The sequence below is a fragment of the Prochlorococcus sp. MIT 0801 genome (assembly GCF_000757865.1).
Classification (GTDB): Bacteria; Cyanobacteriota; Cyanobacteriia; order PCC-6307; family Cyanobiaceae; genus Prochlorococcus_B.
Genome location: NZ_CP007754.1, coordinates 1,770,497 through 1,789,061, shown reverse-complemented (window position 1 = coordinate 1,789,061; position 18,565 = coordinate 1,770,497). Strand labels below are relative to the sequence as shown.

The following is an 18,565-nucleotide window of genomic DNA, read 5'->3' as shown; positions in this document are numbered from 1 at the left end:
AATTTTTAATCTAATTGATTGTAAAAGGATCTTTGTTCCAGAAAGTGAAATAACGTAGTTGAGGGTCAATAATTCAGAAGTATTATTTTGTAATGCATCTTCAAGTTATTTTCAGTATCGTAAAATGAAAAATAAAATCAATAACAAAATAGTTGATGCTTAAGAATCTCTTTGGTGATCCTAATGCTCGCAAGTTGCGCAGTTATGCCCCGTTAATCAGCGATATCAATTTACTTGAAGAAGATTTTTCTCCTCTTACAGATGATGAACTTAGAAGAAATGTCAATGAGTTTCGTCAGAAATTAGCTAATGCGTCGGATACTAAAAATCAATTGGTTTTATTAGATGAACTATTACCTCAATGCTTTGCCTTAGTTAGAGAGGCTTCTAAAAGAGTCTTAGGGATGCGTCATTTTGATGTTCAATTATTGGGGGGCATGGTTCTGCATGAAGGTCAGATAGCAGAAATGAAAACAGGTGAAGGGAAAACATTAGTTTCAACTTTGCCAAGCTTTTTGAATGCTCTTACTGGAAGAGGCGTGCATGTTGTAACTGTTAATGATTATTTAGCTCGTCGTGATGCGGAGTGGATGGGTCAGGTGCATCGTTTCCTTGGATTAAGTGTTGGACTTATTCAGCAAAATATGAATCCAATTGAAAGAAAAAAAAATTATGCTTGCGACATTACTTATGCTACAAATTCTGAACTTGGATTTGATTATTTAAGAGATAATATGGCTGCTGATCAAGCAGAAATAGTGCAAAAGGATTTTAATTTTTGTGTTATCGATGAAGTCGATTCAATATTGATTGATGAGGCTAGAACTCCTTTGATAATATCTGGTCAAGTTGAGCGACCACAAGAAAAATATCAAAAAGCGGCTGAAGTTGTTAATCAATTGCTCAGAGCAGCTGATATGAGTAAGGATGGTGTTGATCCTGAAGGCGATTATGAAGTAGATGAAAAGCAAAGAAGTTGCATATTAACTGACGAAGGTTTTGCAAAGACTGAGAAATTATTAAAGGTCGAAGATTTATTTAATCCTAAAGATCCATGGGCTCATTATGTTACTAATGCACTAAAAGCAAAAGAACTTTTTACTAAAGATGTTAACTACATAGTTAGAAATGATGAGGCTGTAATTGTTGATGAATTTACCGGAAGGGTTATGCCTGGCAGGCGTTGGAGCGATGGACAGCATCAAGCTATTGAGGCTAAAGAAAATCTTCCGATTCAGCCTGAAACTCAAACTCTTGCTTCCATAACATATCAAAATTTCTTTTTACTTTATCCTCGTCTTTCTGGAATGACAGGTACTGCTAAAACAGAAGAAGTTGAATTTGAAAAAACTTATAAATTGCAGACATCAGTTATTCCTACAAATAGAAAAATTTCAAGAGAGGATTGGAGTGATCAAGTTTTTAAAACAGAGGCGGCAAAATGGAGAGCAGTAGCGAAAGAAACAGCAGCTATTTATAAAAAAGGTAGGCCTGTACTTGTTGGTACAACTAGTGTTGAAAAAAGTGAACTTTTAAGTTCATTGCTTGCAGAAGAAGAGATCCCTCATAACTTGCTTAACGCTAAGCCTGAAAATGTAGAAAGGGAAGCTGAAATAGTTGCCCAAGCTGGTCGATCTGGTGCCGTGACTATTGCTACGAATATGGCTGGTCGTGGAACTGACATAATTTTAGGAGGTAATAGCGATTACATGGCTCGATTAAAAATAAAAGAAATTTTGAGCTCTAGATTGGTCAAACCCGAAGAAGATCATAAACCTCCTATTCCATCTCAGAGGAAAAATGATACTCAAGGTTTTAAGTCCACAAGTAAAGAGATTGAGTCAAATTCTTTCAAGGTCAAGCAATCATCTTCATTGAAAAAATTATTTCCGGTTACATTAACGGAAGAAACAGATCGAGTTCTCGCAAAACTTGCTTCTAACTTGGTCGCATCTTGGGGGGATAGGAGTCTTAGCTTAATAGAACTTGAGGATCGAATTGCTACTGCGGCTGAAAATACTCCGACAGATGATGATGAAATTTCCTCTTTACGTTCAGCAATTAAGTTAATTAAGGAAGAGTACGAATCAGTGATAAAAAATGAGGAAAAAGCTGTCAGGGAAGCAGGGGGGCTACATGTTATTGGTACTGAGAGGCATGAATCTAGACGAGTTGATAATCAGTTAAGAGGACGCTCGGGAAGACAGGGTGATTTGGGAAGTACAAGATTCTTTTTATCTCTTGAGGATAATTTGTTAAGAATCTTTGGAGGTGATCGTGTCGCTGGATTAATGAATGCTTTTAGAGTTGAAGAAGATATGCCAATAGAATCTGGGATGCTTACTCGTTCACTTGAAGGAGCTCAGAAAAAGGTAGAAACATATTATTATGACATTAGAAAGCAAATATTTGAATACGATGAAGTGATGAATAATCAAAGGAGAGCAGTTTATTCTGAACGTAGGAGAGTTCTCAAAGGTAATGAATTAAAAGAGCAAGTTATTAGCTATGGACAAAGAACGATGGAAGAAATTGTTGAAGCTTATGTGAACGAAGATCTTCCTCCTGAGGAATGGGATCTTGAAAAATTATTGTCAAAAGTAAAGGAGTTTATTTACTTATTGAAAGATTTAAAACCCATAGAATTAACCGGATTAAATATTGATCAATTAAAGGAATTTTTAAAAGAACAAATGAGAAATGCGTACGATTTGAAAGAGCAAATGGTTGAATCTACGCATCCAGGAATAATGCGACAAGCTGAAAGATTTTTTATACTTCAACAATTAGATACTTTATGGAGAGAACATCTCCAATCCATGGATTCATTACGCGAGTCAGTTGGATTAAGAGGTTATGGCCAAAAAGATCCATTAATTGAATATAAAAATGAGGGATATGATATGTTTTTGGAGATGATGATTAATATGAGAAGGAATGTGATTTATTCTATGTTTATGTTTGAGCCAGCTCAAAAGACAAAACAAACTTCCTAATTCGAATAATAGGTGATGAATGTTAAATCTAGTCACATACAAAAACTATATATAGCTTATTTTGGAAGACCTGCTGATCCTTCTGGTATCAATTATTGGTTAATCAATTCTCCTCCAGGTACTACGATTAATGATATTTCAGAGATAATTTCTACACAAGATGAATATACGGAATCGATACTTTCTGATAGATCAATTGAATCCCAGATTAATTATATTCATATGAATTTATTTGGTAGGAAAGTTGATTTTGATTGTATTAATAATTGGCATTCTTCAATTGATCAGGGTAAAAGTATTATTAGTGACTTTGTATGTGAATTGATTTCTTGTGATAGGAATATTAAAAACAATGATCAATTAAGAAAAGATTATATAACTTTGGAGAGCAAGGTTAATGCAGCAGAGTTATTCACAAAAAAAGTAAGTTCTAGCATAAGTTGGATTAATTTATATCAGCCTGAATCTCTTGATCCATGGAAAACAGGTAAAGCTTTAAATGCAGGATTTGTATTTCTTCGTCAATTTAATCATGAAAAGATAGCCTCAATAGATCATGTTATGGATACCTTGAAATCAATTACCTTAGACTCTATCGAAATACTTAAGGATCCTGTAATACAGTTGAAAGATGTAAGTTTAAAAATACCAATTTATTGCGCAGAAAATAGAAAGTTTACAAAAATATTAACAGAAAAAATGTTTAATAGTGTCATAGGTGGAGAATTAGTATATAAGGATAAGAGAACTAATATTGAAGCTTTAAAAAATATAAATCTAACTATTATGAATGGTGAACGAGTTGCATTGATTGGTCATAATGGTTCGGGAAAAAGTAGTTTTCTGAGGTTAATATCTGGTATTTATACACCTAACTCTGGTCAATTTATAAAAAAAATAGAGGTTTATCCTATGCTCCAAAAAACTTTTTTGACAAGTAATGAACTAAGTGGATTGGATGCTTCCAAAGCCTATTATTTAATGATAAATAATAACTTGAAAGGTTTTGATATTTTTTTAGAAGATATTGTGACTTTTTCTGGTTTAGGTTCATTTATAAATTTACCTATCAAAACATATAGCGAGGGAATGTGTGCACGTTTGATTTTTTCTATGTTGACTTCATACCCACATGAATGTTTAGCGATTGATGAAGGTTTTGGAACTGGTGATGCAGATTTCTTTGAAAGAGCTCAGGAGAGAATGCAATCTTTTATGGATTCCGCAACCACATTGATTTTAGCAAGTCACTCTGAACAACTTTTGAAACAATTTTGCTTTAGAGGTATAGTTTTTAACCATGGATCTGTTGTTTATGATGGTCAGCTAGATGCCGCCTTAAATTATTATCATACTCATGATTATAATAATAATTATGCTTCTTGATAATTTAAAATTTGCCTGGAATTCTCGAAGATTTTGGTTGTATACAGCTACATCAAGGACACGAGCAAGATTTGCAAAAACCAATCTTGGAAGCTTTTGGTTAGGTTTTTCTAATTTATTGTCAATATCAACACTGGGTATAGTTTATGGAACGGTTTTTTCAGTTAATGACTTTAAAGAATATTTTGTATACTTGGGAATTGGTTTAGTTATTTGGAATACTATTTCTTCTTCAATATCTTCTGCGCCTGATTTATTTGCTCATAACTCTCAGAATATAAAGAACATAAATATTAATCCACTGTTCTATACACTAGAAGAATGGGCATTCCAAATTCAAACCTTTTTCCAGTCTTTTTCACTTGTATTCTTTATTCTTTTATTTATTAAAAAATCTCTTATATTTAATATTATTTTGTTTTCTTGGCTTCCATTTATTAATCTTTTAATGTTTTTATATTGGTTTCCTCTTATTATTTGTTTAGTTGGTGTCAGATATACAGACTTTGCACAATTAGTACCAATTATATTGCAATTAGTTTTTCTAACCTCACCCATATTATATAGAAAGGAAAATCTCGGAGGTTTGGAATGGATAACTAATTATAATTTGATATACAAAATTCTCGAACCACTTAGGGTGTCGCTAATTCAAGGTAATGTTGATTATAAGCTTGTTTTTATCACTTTATTAGTGAATATAGTTGGTATTCTGATTTCTTTTTTCTTATTGCAAAAAAGTACTAGGGAGTTACCCTTTTTAGTTTAGTTCTTCAATATTGTTTTCCTCTCCTAGGAACTCTATTATTTCTTTATCTTTTAAACTCTGAGAAGGTCTTATTTCACTATTTATAAGTTCAGAATTTTTTAGCTTATTTTTTGCTGAATTTCTGAGCGAAAGAATTTCAGCTTCTAATTGATCAATTCTCTCCATTAAATTTCTTATTACATTTGCTTCAGTGTCAGGCAAAGCAGAGTGCGCAAGAGGGTTGATCTTTACACCGCTTTGATGAACAATTCTGCCAGGTATTCCAACAACAGTACTGTTGGCTTCTACGTTTTTAACTACCACTGAGCCAGCTCCAATTCTTGTGTTAGTTCCTACGTGAATAGCTCCAAGTACTTTGGCACCGGCTCCAATAACAACATTATCCTCAAGTGTTGGATGCCTTTTGCCACTTTCTTTACCAGTTCCTCCCAAAGTTACTCCTTGATAAAGAAGACAGCGACTACCTATTTCACTAGTCTCACCAATAACAACTCCCATGCCATGATCAATGAATACTCCACGCCCAATCTTTGCTCCTGGATGAATCTCTACACCTGTGAAAATCCTTGAAATATGACTCAGCACTCTTGGTATAAGTGGAAGTTTTGATTTCCATAATTGATGGCTAATTCTATGGATTATCAAAGCTTGGAAACCTGGGTAACAAAGAATAATTTCTAGGAATCCTTTTGCGGCTGGATCTCGCTCTTTAATAATTGAGAAATCGGATCTTATTGATCGAAACATTGATTTAATAAATAGTTCTTTTAATCAACAACACCAATCTCTTTTCGAAGCTCTTCAATAGTAGAAACACTCAGATATTTCTGGGCACAATGCACTTGAGGCAAACGCATTAATTGTGATCTGTTTTGTCTGAGTGTATGCTCAACAAGAGGAAGGCTTGGACTATCGCAAATAACATGATTTGCTGCTCTTAAAAGTGCAATAAGACGACTTCCTACATCTGGATTGGCTGTCATTAAAAGAATTTCATTTCCGCGCATGCTATGTAAAATCACTTCCGCAGCTCTAAGAATTCCTGGACTAATGCTTACAATTCCAACGCAACTTCCGGATCGTAGTTTTTTTAATATAGTTAACTCTTTTTGGAAATCACTTAAATCAACAGCTATTGCTCTTACTTGATGTCGCTTGGCAACTTCTTCAATAGGTTGTAAAAAATATCTACTAGTCACAACTGTACCTTTGCTAGAGCTTTCTAATACACTCTCCAGCTCTTCCATAGGTACTACTTCAACAGGAACCTCGAGGTGTGGTGCTAACTCTTCGGCAATCAACAGAGATGCTCCAATGTCTTCTCTTGGTGTGCTAACCAGTAAACGAGCTCCGCATCTCAAACGCCAATCGATTTCTCGGGTAAATAATTCTCTAGTTTGCTGCAAAGTGCATCCTGCATTTAAAAGTTCATCAATACTTTGACGAACCTCGTGGTCAATATCTTTTATTCCTTTTTTACGGATTGATTGAGAGTTAGTTCTCAAATCTTTTTGCTTTTGTTGATCTCGAGCATAGATACCTGAGCCTGCGATAGCCTCGACAACTCCATCTGTTTCTAATTGTCGATAAACTTTACTGATGGTATTTCTATGCAAACCTGTTTGCATAGCAAGTTGCCTAGTACTAGGCAATCTGTGTCCAGGAGGATAATGCCTTGCTGCAATGGCAAAGCAAATTTGGTTATATAACTGACTTGATGCAGGGATTTCACTTTCCTGTTGTATATGGAATCTCACGCGCTATATATGCCAAGTGTGAATGTGGCTACACTAATAAATAGAATGACAAGTGACAATTAATTGTTTGTCCATTGACAAGTTTGTTTATTTAATTAATTTTTCTCATAGCTTTTTTGGGCTCAGTTGTCTCTGTCTCTTTTTTCAGAAGAGGCGTTTTACGAGGAGTCAAAAACATGATCATATTTCTTCCCTCTCTTTTGGGCGATTGTTGTACTTCAGCCTTTTCTTCCAAATCCTTGGCCATTCTTTTTAAAAGTGTTTCTGCTAGAGCAGTATGTTGAATTTCTCGGCCTCTAAATATAACCGTGCATTTTACTTTATCTCCAGACTTTAAGAATCTAGTGGCCTGACTAATACGGACTTGATAATCATGCTGGTCAATTTTATACCTCATTTTTACTTCTTTAACTTCCGTTTGATGTGATTTTTTCTTGGCTTCTTTTGCTTTTTTTTCTTGCTCAAACTTAAATTTACCATAATTCATTATTCGGCATACAGGAGGAGTAGCCTTCTCACTTACTAAAACAAGATCTAATTCTCTCTCTTTCGCGACCTCTAGAGCTTCATCTCGACTGATGACACCAAGTTGAGTGCCATCTGAATCAACAACCCTCAAGTTCGAATAGCTGATTCTTTCATTAATGTTGGGCAACTCCCTTTCTGGAGCGCGACGATCAAAACGGGGACGTGGTGGCATTCAGTAATTAATTAACGTGGAAAGAACCTTTTGGAGCAATTCTAAGCATATATGATCTAATCAACCTAGAAACTCATAGATAGAAGTTAAAGCTTCGGGTAATGCATTTTCATCATTTAGCCATTTAGAATTATGCTTATTTCTAAACCAAGTTTTTTGTCTTTTGGCTAATTGGCAAGTTCGTTTTATTGTTATTTCTAAAGCCTCCTCATAATTAATCTTTCCATTAATCATAGACCTTACTTCACCATATCCAATAGTTTTAAGCAACTCTAAATTATTTCCGTATTTATTGATCAAATCTCTTGTTTCTTCTATTAACCCTTTTTTATACATTTCTTCAGTTCTACGTTGAATTCTACTGATTAAATTTTCAGGATTTAATCCAAGTTCCAAAACTCTCCAAGGTAGAGGCCTCATGTTTCTTTCCTTCGAAAACATTTTTCCTGTTGCATAAAAAACTTCAAGAGCACGAATTACTCTTATTGAGTCTTCTGGATGTATTCTCTGCCCTGAAAAAGGGTCACATAACTTTAATAATTTGTGTCGTTCGGTTTTATCGATTTTGTTAAGTTGATCTCTTAAGAATTTTTGAGGAGGTACCGCTGGAGGATTAAGGCCTCCAATTAAGGCTTGAAGATATAAGCCACTTCCTCCTACAAGTAACGTTATACCCTTTTCTTCTAGATCTCTCTCAATGGATGTTTGGGCTATGGATTGAAAGTCATGAAGATTGATTGGTTTAGATGGCAAGCAAACATCAATAAGGAAATGGTTTACTTGGCTTTGTTGAACTGCTGTTGGCTTTGCGGTGCCAATATCCATATCGATATAGATTTGGCGAGAATCAATATTATGAATATTAGAATTGATTTTTTTTGCAATATCAATCGCAAGTTCAGTTTTACCACTTGCAGTTGGGCCCATAAGAGCTACGACAAGAGGTTTATTGGGTTGCATGATTGCCTTTGAGGGGTTTTATTAGCAGTAATTGCATGAAATTAAATTGTTTAATTTGGTTTTAAATTTTTCCTAAGACTTTCCTTGATACCGATGTTAAATTGAAACTTGGGGAAAGGTTTCGGCTAATGCTCGTATCAAATACAACCTTGCCTGCATCCGTTTATCAGAATGAGTAAAGATTCAAAAGTCCAAGAGGCTTATGGTGCTGAGCAGATCCAAGTTCTTGAAGGCTTGGAACCTGTAAGGAAGCGGCCTGGAATGTATATAGGCTCAACAGGGTCTAAAGGACTTCATCATCTTGTGTATGAAGTGGTTGATAATGCTGTAGACGAGGCACTAGCTGGTCACTGTGATCAAATAACAATATTGCTTTGTGAGGATGGTTCAGCATCTGTCTCAGACAATGGTCGGGGAATTCCAACTGACTTACATCCTCGCACTGGTAAAAGTGCTCTTGAGACAGTTCTAACTGTTTTGCATGCAGGTGGCAAATTTGGAAGCGGTGGTTATAAGGTTTCTGGAGGTTTGCATGGTGTTGGAATATCTGTTGTAAATGCTTTAAGTGAATGGGTGGAAGTAACTGTTAGGAGGCAACAACAAGTTCATTTCCAGCGGTTTGAAAGAGGCGCATCAATTGGGAGTCTAAAGTCTGAGAATCTCTCGAAATCAGATGCAAATTTAACTGGTACTACTGTTTGTTTTAAACCTGATGATCAAATTTTTACGGATGGAATATCGTTTGAATATGGGATTTTATCATCGAGACTAAGAGAGCTAGCTTATTTAAACGGAGGGGTTCGTATCGTTTTTCGTGATGAGAGAAAGCAATCGAGTGATTCTTCACAAACTCCACATGAAGAAGTTTATTTTTATGAAGGTGGAATTAAAGAATATGTAGAGTATATGACTAAAGCAAAAGACTCATTACATCCAGATATTATTTATGTTAATTCAGAAAAAGATGGAGTTCAAGTAGAAGCAGCAATGCAATGGTGCGTTGATGCTTATTCAGATAGCATTCTTGGATTTGCTAATAATATTCGCACCATAGATGGAGGAACTCATATTGAGGGCTTGAAAACAGTTTTAACTAGAACGTTAAACTCGTTTGCGAAGAAAAGAGGTAAAAGAAAAGATGGAGATTCGAATTTAGCAGGAGAAAATATTCGAGAAGGTTTAACAGCTGTTTTATCTGTAAAAGTTCCAGATCCAGAATTTGAAGGTCAAACAAAAACTAAATTAGGTAATACTGAGGTACGAGGAATTGTTGATAGTTTGGTAGGTACTTCTCTAAGTCAATATTTAGAATTTAACCCAAATGTTATTGACTTGATTTTAGAGAAAGCAATCCAAGCGTTTAATGCTGCTGAGGCAGCAAGAAGAGCTAGAGAATTGGTTCGTAGGAAAAGTGTTTTAGAAAGTTCTACTTTGCCAGGGAAATTAGCTGACTGTAGTTCACGAGACCCATCAGAATCAGAAATTTACATAGTTGAGGGAGATTCTGCTGGAGGATCGGCTAAGCAGGGAAGAGATCGAAAGTTTCAAGCAATTTTACCTTTGAGAGGAAAAATTCTAAATATTGAGAAAACCGATGATGCGAAGATGTATAGAAATACTGAGATCCAATCTTTAATAACTGCTCTTGGTTTAGGAATAAAAGGTGAGGATTTTGAAGTTAAGAATCTCAGATATCACAGAGTTGTAATCATGACTGATGCTGATGTAGATGGTGCTCATATAAGAACGTTGCTTTTGACTTTCTTTTATAGATATCAAAAGGATCTTGTAGAAGGTGGATATATTTATATTGCTTGTCCTCCTCTCTATAAAGTTACAAGAGGAAAGAATCATAAATATTGTTATAACGAATCAGATATGCAAAAAACTCTTGCAAGTTTTGGAGAAAAAGCCAATTATACAATCCAACGATTTAAAGGTTTAGGAGAAATGATGCCTAAACAGTTATGGGAAACAACTATGGACCCAACAACTCGAATGATGAAAAGAGTTGAGATTGAAGATGCTCTTGAAGCTGATCGGATATTTACAATTTTAATGGGTGATAAAGTCGCACCAAGAAGAGAATTTATTGAAACTCATAGTGTTGATCTGGATCTAGCTACTTTAGATATTTGATGAATTTAATTAGTACTTTTATTGTCTGGACTTGGCTTTTATGTATTGGTTTGGTAGCCCCTACTTCATTGCCTGCTGGGGGTGCGCAAGAATCAATTATTCAGCATAGAAGAAATAATATTGGATCACCAATAATTGCATTAAAAGATTTTAATCTGCTTACTTCAGCCTCTAATAATTCATCTACTTTAACTAAAGTTAGAGCAGGAACACCAGTTAAAATTATTAAAGTATGGGAAAGTAATGAGAGTAGAAATTGGTTATTGGTAAGTGTTTTTTGTAATAATCATGATCAGTTGTTTTACAGAAGAGGATGGGTGGAAATATAATATATGTCTGATATCTTTCTTGTTTCTATTGGAGCAATTCTAGGTGCTAATATTAGATTTAAAATTCATAATAAATTAGTAAAATTAAACTTCAGTAAATATTATTTAATACTAATAATAAATACTTTTTCTTCATTTTGTGTTGGTTTATTCCTTGCACTTCTAGAGCAGTTTAGAACTTTTACTTATTATCACCAATTAGTTTTATTCTTTTCAATTGGTTTTTTTGGAAGCCTCAGTACTTTCTCTTCATTTATATATGATCTGTTTGATTTATGTTTGCAATTGGAATTTTTTAGAGCTTTAAAGTTATTTATCATTTCTGCGTCTATAGGAATCATTGCTGTTGCATTTGGATTTTTCTTAGGTAATCAATAGAGGGGTAAAGATATTAAAAATAATACATTTTTTTTAGTATCTGTAGGAGCCATTCTAGGAGCTGTATTTCGATGGCAAATTGATGAAATTTTTATAGTCAATTTAATTGGTTGCTTTTTATTAGGTTTTTTTAATTCATTAGATATTTTAAAGAGATATAAATTAACTCTCTGTGTTGGACTTTGTGGCTCTATGACTACCTTTAGTGGCTGGTCTTTTTATTTGTATAAATTATTAAATCAAGGCCTTTATCAATTGTTTTTACTTGACTCGATATCAATTGTATTGTTGGGAGTTTTGGCTATTGGTTTAGGACACATCTTTGCTAAGAAATTAAATGCTTAATCGAGTAATTTTTCTATTGCTTGAGTAATTTCAAGACTGTCGGGTTCTATTGAACTTTTAAATCGTTCGACCGCATCTCCCTTACTATTAATGAGAAATTTTTCAAAGTTCCACTCAACGTCTCCTGCTGGACTTAATTGATTCAAGGTAGTAAATGGTTCTGTTGTTTTGCCTCTGGCATGAACTTTTTGGAAAAGTTGGAAATTTACTCCATAAGTTGTTGAACAGAAGTCTTTTATTTCTTCCAATTGCCCAGGCTCTTGGTTCCCAAAGTCATTGCAAGGAAAGCCTAAAACTTTGAAGCCTTTGGATTCATATTTATCCTGAAGATGTTGAAGGGCTTTATATTGCTTAGTAAATCCGCACTTGCTTGCGACATTGACAATCAATAAAACATTTCCTTTGTAATGATCAAAAGTTATTTTCTGATTGTTAAAAGAGAAAACCTCCACTTTGCTGATATTTACGGACATGGATATGGAAGTAATAAAAAAAGGAAGTTAGCCATAAAATAATAGTCGCTTGCTGCTCCAAATATGAACGAAGAAATAGGTGTATCTCGTGAGACTCAAGCTTTGGCTAATTGCAGTTTGGTCGCTGATGCAGTTGCTCAGCAATTAGAGGCAATGCTTTCAGCGGGAAATTACGACGGCGTCAAATTACTTCTGAGCCCTGTGCAGCCTGTCGATATAGCTCAGGCTATTGGAACTTTGCCGATGATTTTACAAGCCTTGGCTTTTAGGCTTTTGAATAAAAACGAAGCAATCGAGGTTTACGAATACTTAGATCCTTTGGTACAACAAAATCTTTTAGATCGTTTGAGATCAAACGAAGTACTTGATTTGGTTGAAGAAATGTCACCCGATGATCGTGTCCGATTATTTGATGAGTTACCTGCAAAAGTTGTAAGGCGTTTACTTGCAGAGCTTAGTCCCGAAGAAAGAAGAGTAACTGCTCAGCTGTTGGGATATGAGTCTGAAACGGCTGGCAGATTAATGACAACAGAATTTATAGATCTCAAAGAATTTCTTAGTGTTTCACAAGCTTTAAAACTAGTCAGACAAAGAGCTACTTTTTCAGAAACCATTTACAGCCTTTATGTGACTGATAAAGAGAGGCATTTGACTGGAATTTTATCTTTAAGGGATTTAGTAGTTGCCGATCCTGAATCACTTATTGGAGAAGTGATGACCAGAGAGGTTGTCAATGTCAGAACCGATACTGATCAAGAAGAGGTTGCAAGAGCAATTCAAAGATATGATTTTTTAGCTTTACCGGTTGTTGATCTTGAGAAAAGACTAGTGGGCATTGTCACTGTTGATGATGTGATTGATGTCATTGAGCAAGAAGCTACTAGGGATATTTATGCAGCTGGAGCGGTTCAAGCTGGAGATGAAGATGATTACTTCCAAAGCAATTTATTCGTTGTAGCCAGAAGACGTATTGTCTGGCTTGCCGTTTTGGTATTAGCAAATGGATTAACAACTCAAGTGATTGCTATGAATGACGAGGTTTTAAAGCAAGTGGTTTTATTGACTGCTTTCATTCCTTTATTGATTGGCGCAGGAGGGAATGTTGGGGCTCAAAGCTCAACGGTTGTTATACGCGGTTTGAGTACTCAACGAATACAACGACTTGGTCTGTTTAGGGCTATTGCAAAAGAAACTTTGGCAGGAGCCTTGTTGGGAGTTTTGATGGCTGTTTTTGTTGTACCTTTTGCTTGGTGGCAAGGACAGGGACCTTTGGTCGCAACTGCTGTAGGAATAAGCTTGATTGCTATTACAACTCTTGCTGCCACTGCAGGGGCATCATTACCTTTGCTTTTTGATCGTATGGGCTTAGACCCCGCTTTAATGTCTGCACCATTTATTACTACTGCCACAGATGTTGCAGGAGTTCTTATTTATTTGAAAACAGCTTCTTGGCTCTTAGGGAGATTGGGGTAGAAGCTGAATGAGTGTTTTTACTCAAAGTGTGGGAAGCCGAGCTATTCTTATTTGATCTTTACAATTCTTAGTAGTAAGCTTTACAAAACTCAACAAACCTATGACAACGGCAGTAGAGGTTACTAAGACTAAGAATTCATCTTCCGCTGCTTCCGCAAGATCCTTATCGGACATTGACTTAGTTCGTTCTTACTTAAGAGATATTGGAAGAGTTCCTTTGTTGTCACACGAGCAGGAAATCACATTAGGAAGACAAGTTCAAGATCTTGTTGTACTTGAAAATCTTGAGACCGAACTTGAGAGTGATTTGGGGGAAAAGCCAGATATCAACTTTTTCGCTGATAAGGCAGGAATTTCTCCAATTCAATTAAAAAAGAAGTTGAAGAGTGGGAGAAGAGCAAAAGAGAGAATGGTTGCAGCCAATCTTCGTTTGGTAGTAAGTGTTGCTAAGAAATATACAAAAAGAAATATGGAATTACTTGATTTAATTCAAGAAGGAACTATTGGTTTGGTTCGGGGAGTTGAGAAATTTGATCCCACTCGTGGATACAAGTTTTCTACCTATGCCTACTGGTGGATACGTCAAGGCATCACACGTGCAATTGCTGAAAAGAGTAGATCCATAAGACTCCCTATTCATATAACTGAAATGCTAAACAAGTTGAAAAAAGGTCAACGTGAATTAAGTCAAGAACTTTCAAGAACTCCAACCTTGAAAGAATTATCTGAATACGTTGAGTTACCGGAAAGTGACGTTAAAGATTTAATGAGTAGAGCTGGTCAGCCGGTTAGCTTGGAAACCAAAATTGGCGATGGTGAAGACACTATTTTATTGGACTTATTGTCTAACGAAATTGATATGCCCTCCGAACAAATAGAAAGTGACTGCATGAAAGGTGACTTGGAAACACTTCTTGAACAACTACCGGAATTGCAAAACCGTGTTTTAAGAATGAGATATGGTATAGATGGTGATGATCCAATGAGTCTCACAGGTATTGGTCGAGTCTTGGGTATTAGTAGAGATAGAGTCAGAAATTTAGAAAGAGACGGTTTGAGAGGCTTACGAAAAACTGGAGAATCAGTTGAAGCTTATATGGCGTCCTGAATTATTCTTGTAAGAATAGGGTTAACTTTTTCTGGCTTCTCATCATGAGGACAATGCCCCGCTTCAGGAATAACATCTAAACTTTTTATACATTCAAAAGTTTCAAACCATTTTTGAGCTTCTTTAACAGGTTCCCAAGGATCTTTTTCACCCCAGATTAAATGTACTGGATTATCCAATTTCTTTAGTAAATCTGGAGCGAGATAATCATCAAATAAGTTGATAAATCCTCGAAAAGCCTCAGGAGCTCCTTTTCTTTGGGTTGGTTGAAAAAGTAAATCTATTAACTCTTCATCAACATTATTTCCACTTGGATAAGCTACTTTTAAAATTTTTTCAATAAAAGTTGGATTTGCTGCATTTTTAAAAATGTTGGAACTTAAAAGTCTTTGTCTTACAAAAGTTTTAATCACTGGTCTAAAAAATCTCATTAATAATGATTGCTCAGCTAAGCGCTTATCATCCATTGTCCTTTGAGCACAATCAATTAATATTACCCCTAAGCATTTTCGAGATAATTTTTTCGATGTATTTAATGCAATAACTCCCCCAATTGAATTTCCTATTAGTAAGACAGGTTTTTTAACTATTTCGTTGCAGAAATCATAAACTAGCTGACTCCAATTATCAAAACAATAATTGAAATTTTGAGAGGTTTTCTTTTCATATGAAATCTGTGAATTTGGCTGACTACTGTCTCCAAAACCTATTAAATCTAATGCATAGCATGGTGCAATTGAGCTGATGTTTTTTTGATTAAATCTCCAATGATCTTTACATGCTCCAAAACCATGAATTAATACTATTGCGATTTTAGAATTCTTATCTTTATCTTCTACTTGCCATGCAATTTGATAATTTTTCCAATTCCAGAATTGCTTCATATTTTTAGAGAAGAATATAAATTATTTTTACTAAAGATATATCTTTAGTAAAGTGAATGGCTTTTTTATTCATATTATCCTATAGATTAGATGTTCAGAAAGTATTAATTTGAGTTGATAAAAATTATCAAAATAATGATAGTGTTAAAAAATATTTTTTCAATTTTGATTTATTTTGATGGGCATTTTTGATTCTCCTCAAGAGATTCAATATTCACTTCTGGAATGGTTTAGGAGACATGGTAGATACTGGATACCCTGGAAATTAAAAAAAGATGGTTCTATTCCTCAATTGGGTGAAAGTATATCTCCTTATGGAATTTGGATTGCAGAGGTCATGCTTCAGCAGACTCAGTTGAAGGTCGTTATTCCTTATTGGGAAAAATGGATGAAGGCTTTTCCTACTTTGACTTCTTTAGCAGAGGCTGATTTAGAGAGTGTTCTTATGATATGGCAAGGTCTGGGATATTATTCACGTGCAAATCGAATAAATCAATCCTCTAAAATATTAGTTGAATTGTTGGGCAAAAATATAGAACAAGATCCACATTCTTGGCCTAATCGAATAGATCAGTGGATGTCTCTTCCTGGAATTGGTAGAAGTACTGCAGGTAGCATTATCTCATCTGCCTTTGACCTGCCAACCCCAATATTGGATGGCAATGTAAAAAGAATTTTTTCTAGACTGTCAGCCAATGAGAGCAAATCTATTAAAGATGATAAAAAGTTCTGGGAATTTAGCTCTTTATTAATTTCAACGCAAAGTCCAAGGGATTTGAATCAGGCATTGATGGACTTAGGAGCAATTATTTGTACTCCCAAAAAACCAAGTTGTTCTTCTTGCCCACTGCAAAACTTTTGTGTTGCTTATACAAAGTACGATCCTGATGATTTTCCTAAAAAAAAAATGACCAAAATAAAGCCTATTCAAGAAATTGGTATTGGTCTTGTTTTTAATAAAAAAGGAGAATTGCTTATAGATCAACGATTAGAAGGCTCAAGTATGGGCGGAATGTGGGAATTTCCAGGAGGAAAAAAAATGCCCAACGAATCGATTGAGAAAACGATTGAGCGAGAATTAAAAGAGGAGCTTGGGATTATTGTCACAGTTGGAGAAAAGCTTTTATCTTTTGAACACGCTTATAGCCACAAGAAGCTTTATTTTATTGTTCATATTTGTGAATGGTTATCAGGTCAGCCGAAACCTTTAGCTAGTCAAAAATTACTTTGGGTGTCTCCAGACAAACTTTTTGATTTTCCTTTTCCTGCTGCTAATACTAAAATTATTTCTGAATTACATAAACATCTTTGTATTAGAAATAAAAAACTTTAAATCACTAATAATAACGTTATTGATATTTAATTAGACATGCATTCTGGAAGCGTAATTGCGTTTGGAGAAGCTTTAATAGATCGACTTGGCCCTCCTGGTGGAGACCCATCTTTGGATTTGCCAATAACAGATTGTTTTGGTGGTGCTCCAGCTAATGTCGCTTGTGCTTTAAGTCGACTAGGAGCAAATGTTTCTTTTATTGGCTCTTTAGGAAATGATGCTTTTGGAGAAAATTTTAAGAATCTATTAATTCAGAGAGGAATGAATACCTCTGGATTACAGGAGGATAGTCTTCGTCCTACAAGAGTTGTATTGGTTCGCAGAGACTCTGATGGAGAAAGATTTTTTGAAAAATTTGTGGGAGAAAAAGGCTTGGGTTTTGCCGATCAAGCCATATTCTGTGAACAAATTATTCGAGATTGGCCACTTCTTGCCGAAAATGCGAAATGGTTAGTTACGGGAACAATTCCTTTGGCTTCAGAAATATCATCTAAAGCTTTTTTGTGGTGTATTGAAAATGCTTTGCATTCAGAAATAAAGATTGCAGTTGATCTCAATTGGCGCCCAACCTTTTGGCGAAAAGAAGTTTCAACCGTCTTAGAGCCCTCTCTAAAAGAAAAAAATCAAATATTGTCAATTTTAAAAAACGTTTCATTAATAAAACTCGCAAAAGAGGAGGCTCAATGGTTTTTTAATACCTCTGATCCAACTGAAATCTCTTCTTCTCTTCCACAAAGTCCATCTGTTGTAGTTACCGATGGATCGAATCCCATTTTATGGCGGCTCAATAATCACCTTGGTAAATCATTTGCGATTATCCCCTCGTCTGTGGTTGATACGACTGGAGCTGGTGATGCATTCACTGCAGGATTAATTTATAAACTCATCTCTGTTGAATTAGATCAAATCAGTCAACAAATTGCTCAAGATATTATTCAATTTGGAATTGCATGCGGTTCTCATGTTTGCAAGGGAGTAGGAGCGATAGAACCACAACCTTATCTCGATGAAATTGATAATTTATTGTCTTTATCTAAAGGAGGAATTAGCTGAAAAAAACGGGATTGATTTTCTGAGGAATATTCTAATTTTCCTATCCAAGCATCAGGCATTGGCAGTGATAACCTCTCTGGCCATTCAACAACCATCAATGCACCAATGGCTTTGGATTCCTCTTCCTCTTGTAAAAAAAATTCGTTTGCCGCATTTTCTTCTTCAATTCTGTACAGATCAAGATGTACCAATGGAGGAGATCCAAAAGGATAATGCTGGGATAAAGGAAAAGTTGGAGAAGTGATAGGCTCCTGTATCTTTAGGCTTTTGGCAATTCCTTTAACTAATGTGGTCTTTCCTGCTCCAAGAGGCCCAATTAAAAGGAGAATCCTTAGATCTGGAATTTTTTTTGTTAATGTTGAACCTAATAACATCGTTGATTCAGGTTTATCCAAAGTCCAGCAGAAATTATTTGTTTGCTGAGCAAATGAATTAAAATCATTGAATTGTTTTTCAGTATCTTTTTCCACAATCTCCCATAG

The 18,565-nt window shown here is 35.1% G+C and carries 18 protein-coding genes; 11 read left to right on the top strand and 7 right to left on the bottom strand.

Translation table 11 applies throughout. The annotated features are described in order from the left end of the window. Positions 1 to 155: 155 nt before the first annotated feature. The 3 genes from secA to EW15_RS09665 are packed head-to-tail and all read left to right on the top strand — an operon-like array spanning position 156 to position 5,151. A complete protein-coding gene (gene secA, locus EW15_RS09675; protein ID WP_038654624.1) occupies positions 156 to 2,996 on the top strand; it encodes a preprotein translocase subunit SecA in 2,841 nt (946 codons plus the stop codon). Between the two features lie 15 nt (positions 2,997 to 3,011). Then, the gene (locus EW15_RS09670; protein ID WP_225866566.1) at positions 3,012 to 4,382 is read left to right on the top strand and encodes an ABC transporter ATP-binding protein; all 1,371 of its coding nucleotides are present in this window, start codon (positions 3,012 to 3,014) and stop codon (positions 4,380 to 4,382) included. Then, complete coding sequence (locus EW15_RS09665; RefSeq protein WP_038654617.1) at positions 4,354 to 5,151, top strand: ABC transporter permease; 798 nt, start codon at positions 4,354 to 4,356, stop codon at positions 5,149 to 5,151. Before EW15_RS09670 ends, EW15_RS09665 begins: the two co-directional genes overlap by 29 nt. Here the strand turns inward: EW15_RS09665 and cysE are convergent. The 4 genes from cysE to miaA form a co-directional block, all read right to left on the bottom strand. Beyond that, positions 5,143 to 5,898, bottom strand: a complete 756-nt coding sequence (gene cysE, locus EW15_RS09660) for a serine O-acetyltransferase (RefSeq protein WP_038654614.1) — start codon at positions 5,896 to 5,898, stop codon at positions 5,143 to 5,145. The genes EW15_RS09665 and cysE overlap by 9 nt on opposite strands. Before the next feature lie 20 nt (positions 5,899 to 5,918). After that, positions 5,919 to 6,908, bottom strand: a complete 990-nt coding sequence (locus EW15_RS09655) for a GntR family transcriptional regulator (RefSeq protein WP_038654611.1) — start codon at positions 6,906 to 6,908, stop codon at positions 5,919 to 5,921. A 91-nt stretch (positions 6,909 to 6,999) separates the two neighbouring features. Continuing rightward, positions 7,000 to 7,608, bottom strand: a complete 609-nt coding sequence (gene infC, locus EW15_RS09650) for a translation initiation factor IF-3 (protein ID WP_038654608.1) — start codon at positions 7,606 to 7,608, stop codon at positions 7,000 to 7,002. A gap of 60 nt (positions 7,609 to 7,668) precedes the next feature. Next, complete coding sequence (miaA, locus tag EW15_RS09645; protein ID WP_038654605.1) at positions 7,669 to 8,568, bottom strand: tRNA (adenosine(37)-N6)-dimethylallyltransferase MiaA; 900 nt, start codon at positions 8,566 to 8,568, stop codon at positions 7,669 to 7,671. Between the two features lie 171 nt (positions 8,569 to 8,739). On the opposite strand from miaA, the gene gyrB reads away from it, so the two are divergent. The 4 genes from gyrB to EW15_RS09625 are packed head-to-tail and all read left to right on the top strand — an operon-like array spanning position 8,740 to position 11,759. Further along, on the top strand, positions 8,740 to 10,707 hold the full coding sequence (gene gyrB / locus EW15_RS09640) for a DNA topoisomerase (ATP-hydrolyzing) subunit B (RefSeq protein ID WP_038654602.1): 1,968 nt from the start codon (positions 8,740 to 8,742) through the stop codon (positions 10,705 to 10,707). Next, positions 10,707 to 11,036, top strand: coding sequence for a hypothetical protein (locus EW15_RS09635; protein ID WP_038654599.1), 330 nt, complete (start codon positions 10,707 to 10,709; stop codon positions 11,034 to 11,036). Before gyrB ends, EW15_RS09635 begins: the two co-directional genes overlap by 1 nt. Positions 11,037 to 11,039: 3 nt before the next feature. After that, positions 11,040 to 11,414, top strand: coding sequence for a CrcB family protein (locus tag EW15_RS09630; protein WP_038654596.1), 375 nt, complete (start codon positions 11,040 to 11,042; stop codon positions 11,412 to 11,414). Between the two features lie 12 nt (positions 11,415 to 11,426). Then, a complete protein-coding gene (locus EW15_RS09625; protein ID WP_038654592.1) occupies positions 11,427 to 11,759 on the top strand; it encodes a CrcB family protein in 333 nt (110 codons plus the stop codon). Here EW15_RS09625 and EW15_RS09620 read toward each other — a convergent pair. Then, a complete protein-coding gene (locus EW15_RS09620; RefSeq protein WP_038654589.1) occupies positions 11,756 to 12,232 on the bottom strand; it encodes a glutathione peroxidase in 477 nt (158 codons plus the stop codon). The two genes, EW15_RS09625 and EW15_RS09620, sit on opposite strands and share 4 nt — an antisense overlap. A 63-nt stretch (positions 12,233 to 12,295) precedes the next feature. Between EW15_RS09620 and mgtE the strand changes: the two genes are divergently transcribed. Both mgtE and EW15_RS09610 read left to right on the top strand, forming a co-directional pair. After that, positions 12,296 to 13,705: a magnesium transporter gene (mgtE, locus tag EW15_RS09615; protein ID WP_038654586.1), complete on the top strand. Its 1,410-nt coding sequence runs from the start codon at positions 12,296 to 12,298 to the stop codon at positions 13,703 to 13,705. Positions 13,706 to 13,805: 100 nt separating this feature from the next. Then, positions 13,806 to 14,813 (top strand): RpoD/SigA family RNA polymerase sigma factor, encoded by a 1,008-nt coding sequence (locus tag EW15_RS09610; protein ID WP_038654583.1) that lies wholly within the window; start codon positions 13,806 to 13,808, stop codon positions 14,811 to 14,813. Here EW15_RS09610 and EW15_RS09605 read toward each other — a convergent pair. Further along, complete coding sequence (locus EW15_RS09605) at positions 14,798 to 15,697, bottom strand: alpha/beta fold hydrolase (RefSeq protein ID WP_038654579.1); 900 nt, start codon at positions 15,695 to 15,697, stop codon at positions 14,798 to 14,800. The two genes, EW15_RS09610 and EW15_RS09605, sit on opposite strands and share 16 nt — an antisense overlap. A gap of 178 nt (positions 15,698 to 15,875) precedes the next feature. Here EW15_RS09605 and mutT point away from each other — a divergent pair, with 178 nt between their 5' ends. Together mutT and EW15_RS09595 are read left to right on the top strand one after the other, a co-directional pair. Beyond that, entirely contained in the window at positions 15,876 to 17,030 is a 1,155-nt protein-coding gene (gene mutT / locus EW15_RS09600; RefSeq protein WP_038654576.1) for an 8-oxo-dGTP diphosphatase MutT, read from the top strand. Between the two features lie 36 nt (positions 17,031 to 17,066). Further along, positions 17,067 to 18,083, top strand: a complete 1,017-nt coding sequence (locus EW15_RS09595) for a carbohydrate kinase (protein ID WP_038654574.1) — start codon at positions 17,067 to 17,069, stop codon at positions 18,081 to 18,083. On the opposite strand, the gene tsaE is transcribed toward EW15_RS09595, so the two are convergent. Beyond that, positions 18,029 to 18,553: a tRNA (adenosine(37)-N6)-threonylcarbamoyltransferase complex ATPase subunit type 1 TsaE gene (tsaE, locus tag EW15_RS09590; protein WP_038655511.1), complete on the bottom strand. Its 525-nt coding sequence runs from the start codon at positions 18,551 to 18,553 to the stop codon at positions 18,029 to 18,031. The two genes, EW15_RS09595 and tsaE, sit on opposite strands and share 55 nt — an antisense overlap. Positions 18,554 to 18,565 lie beyond the last annotated feature (12 nt).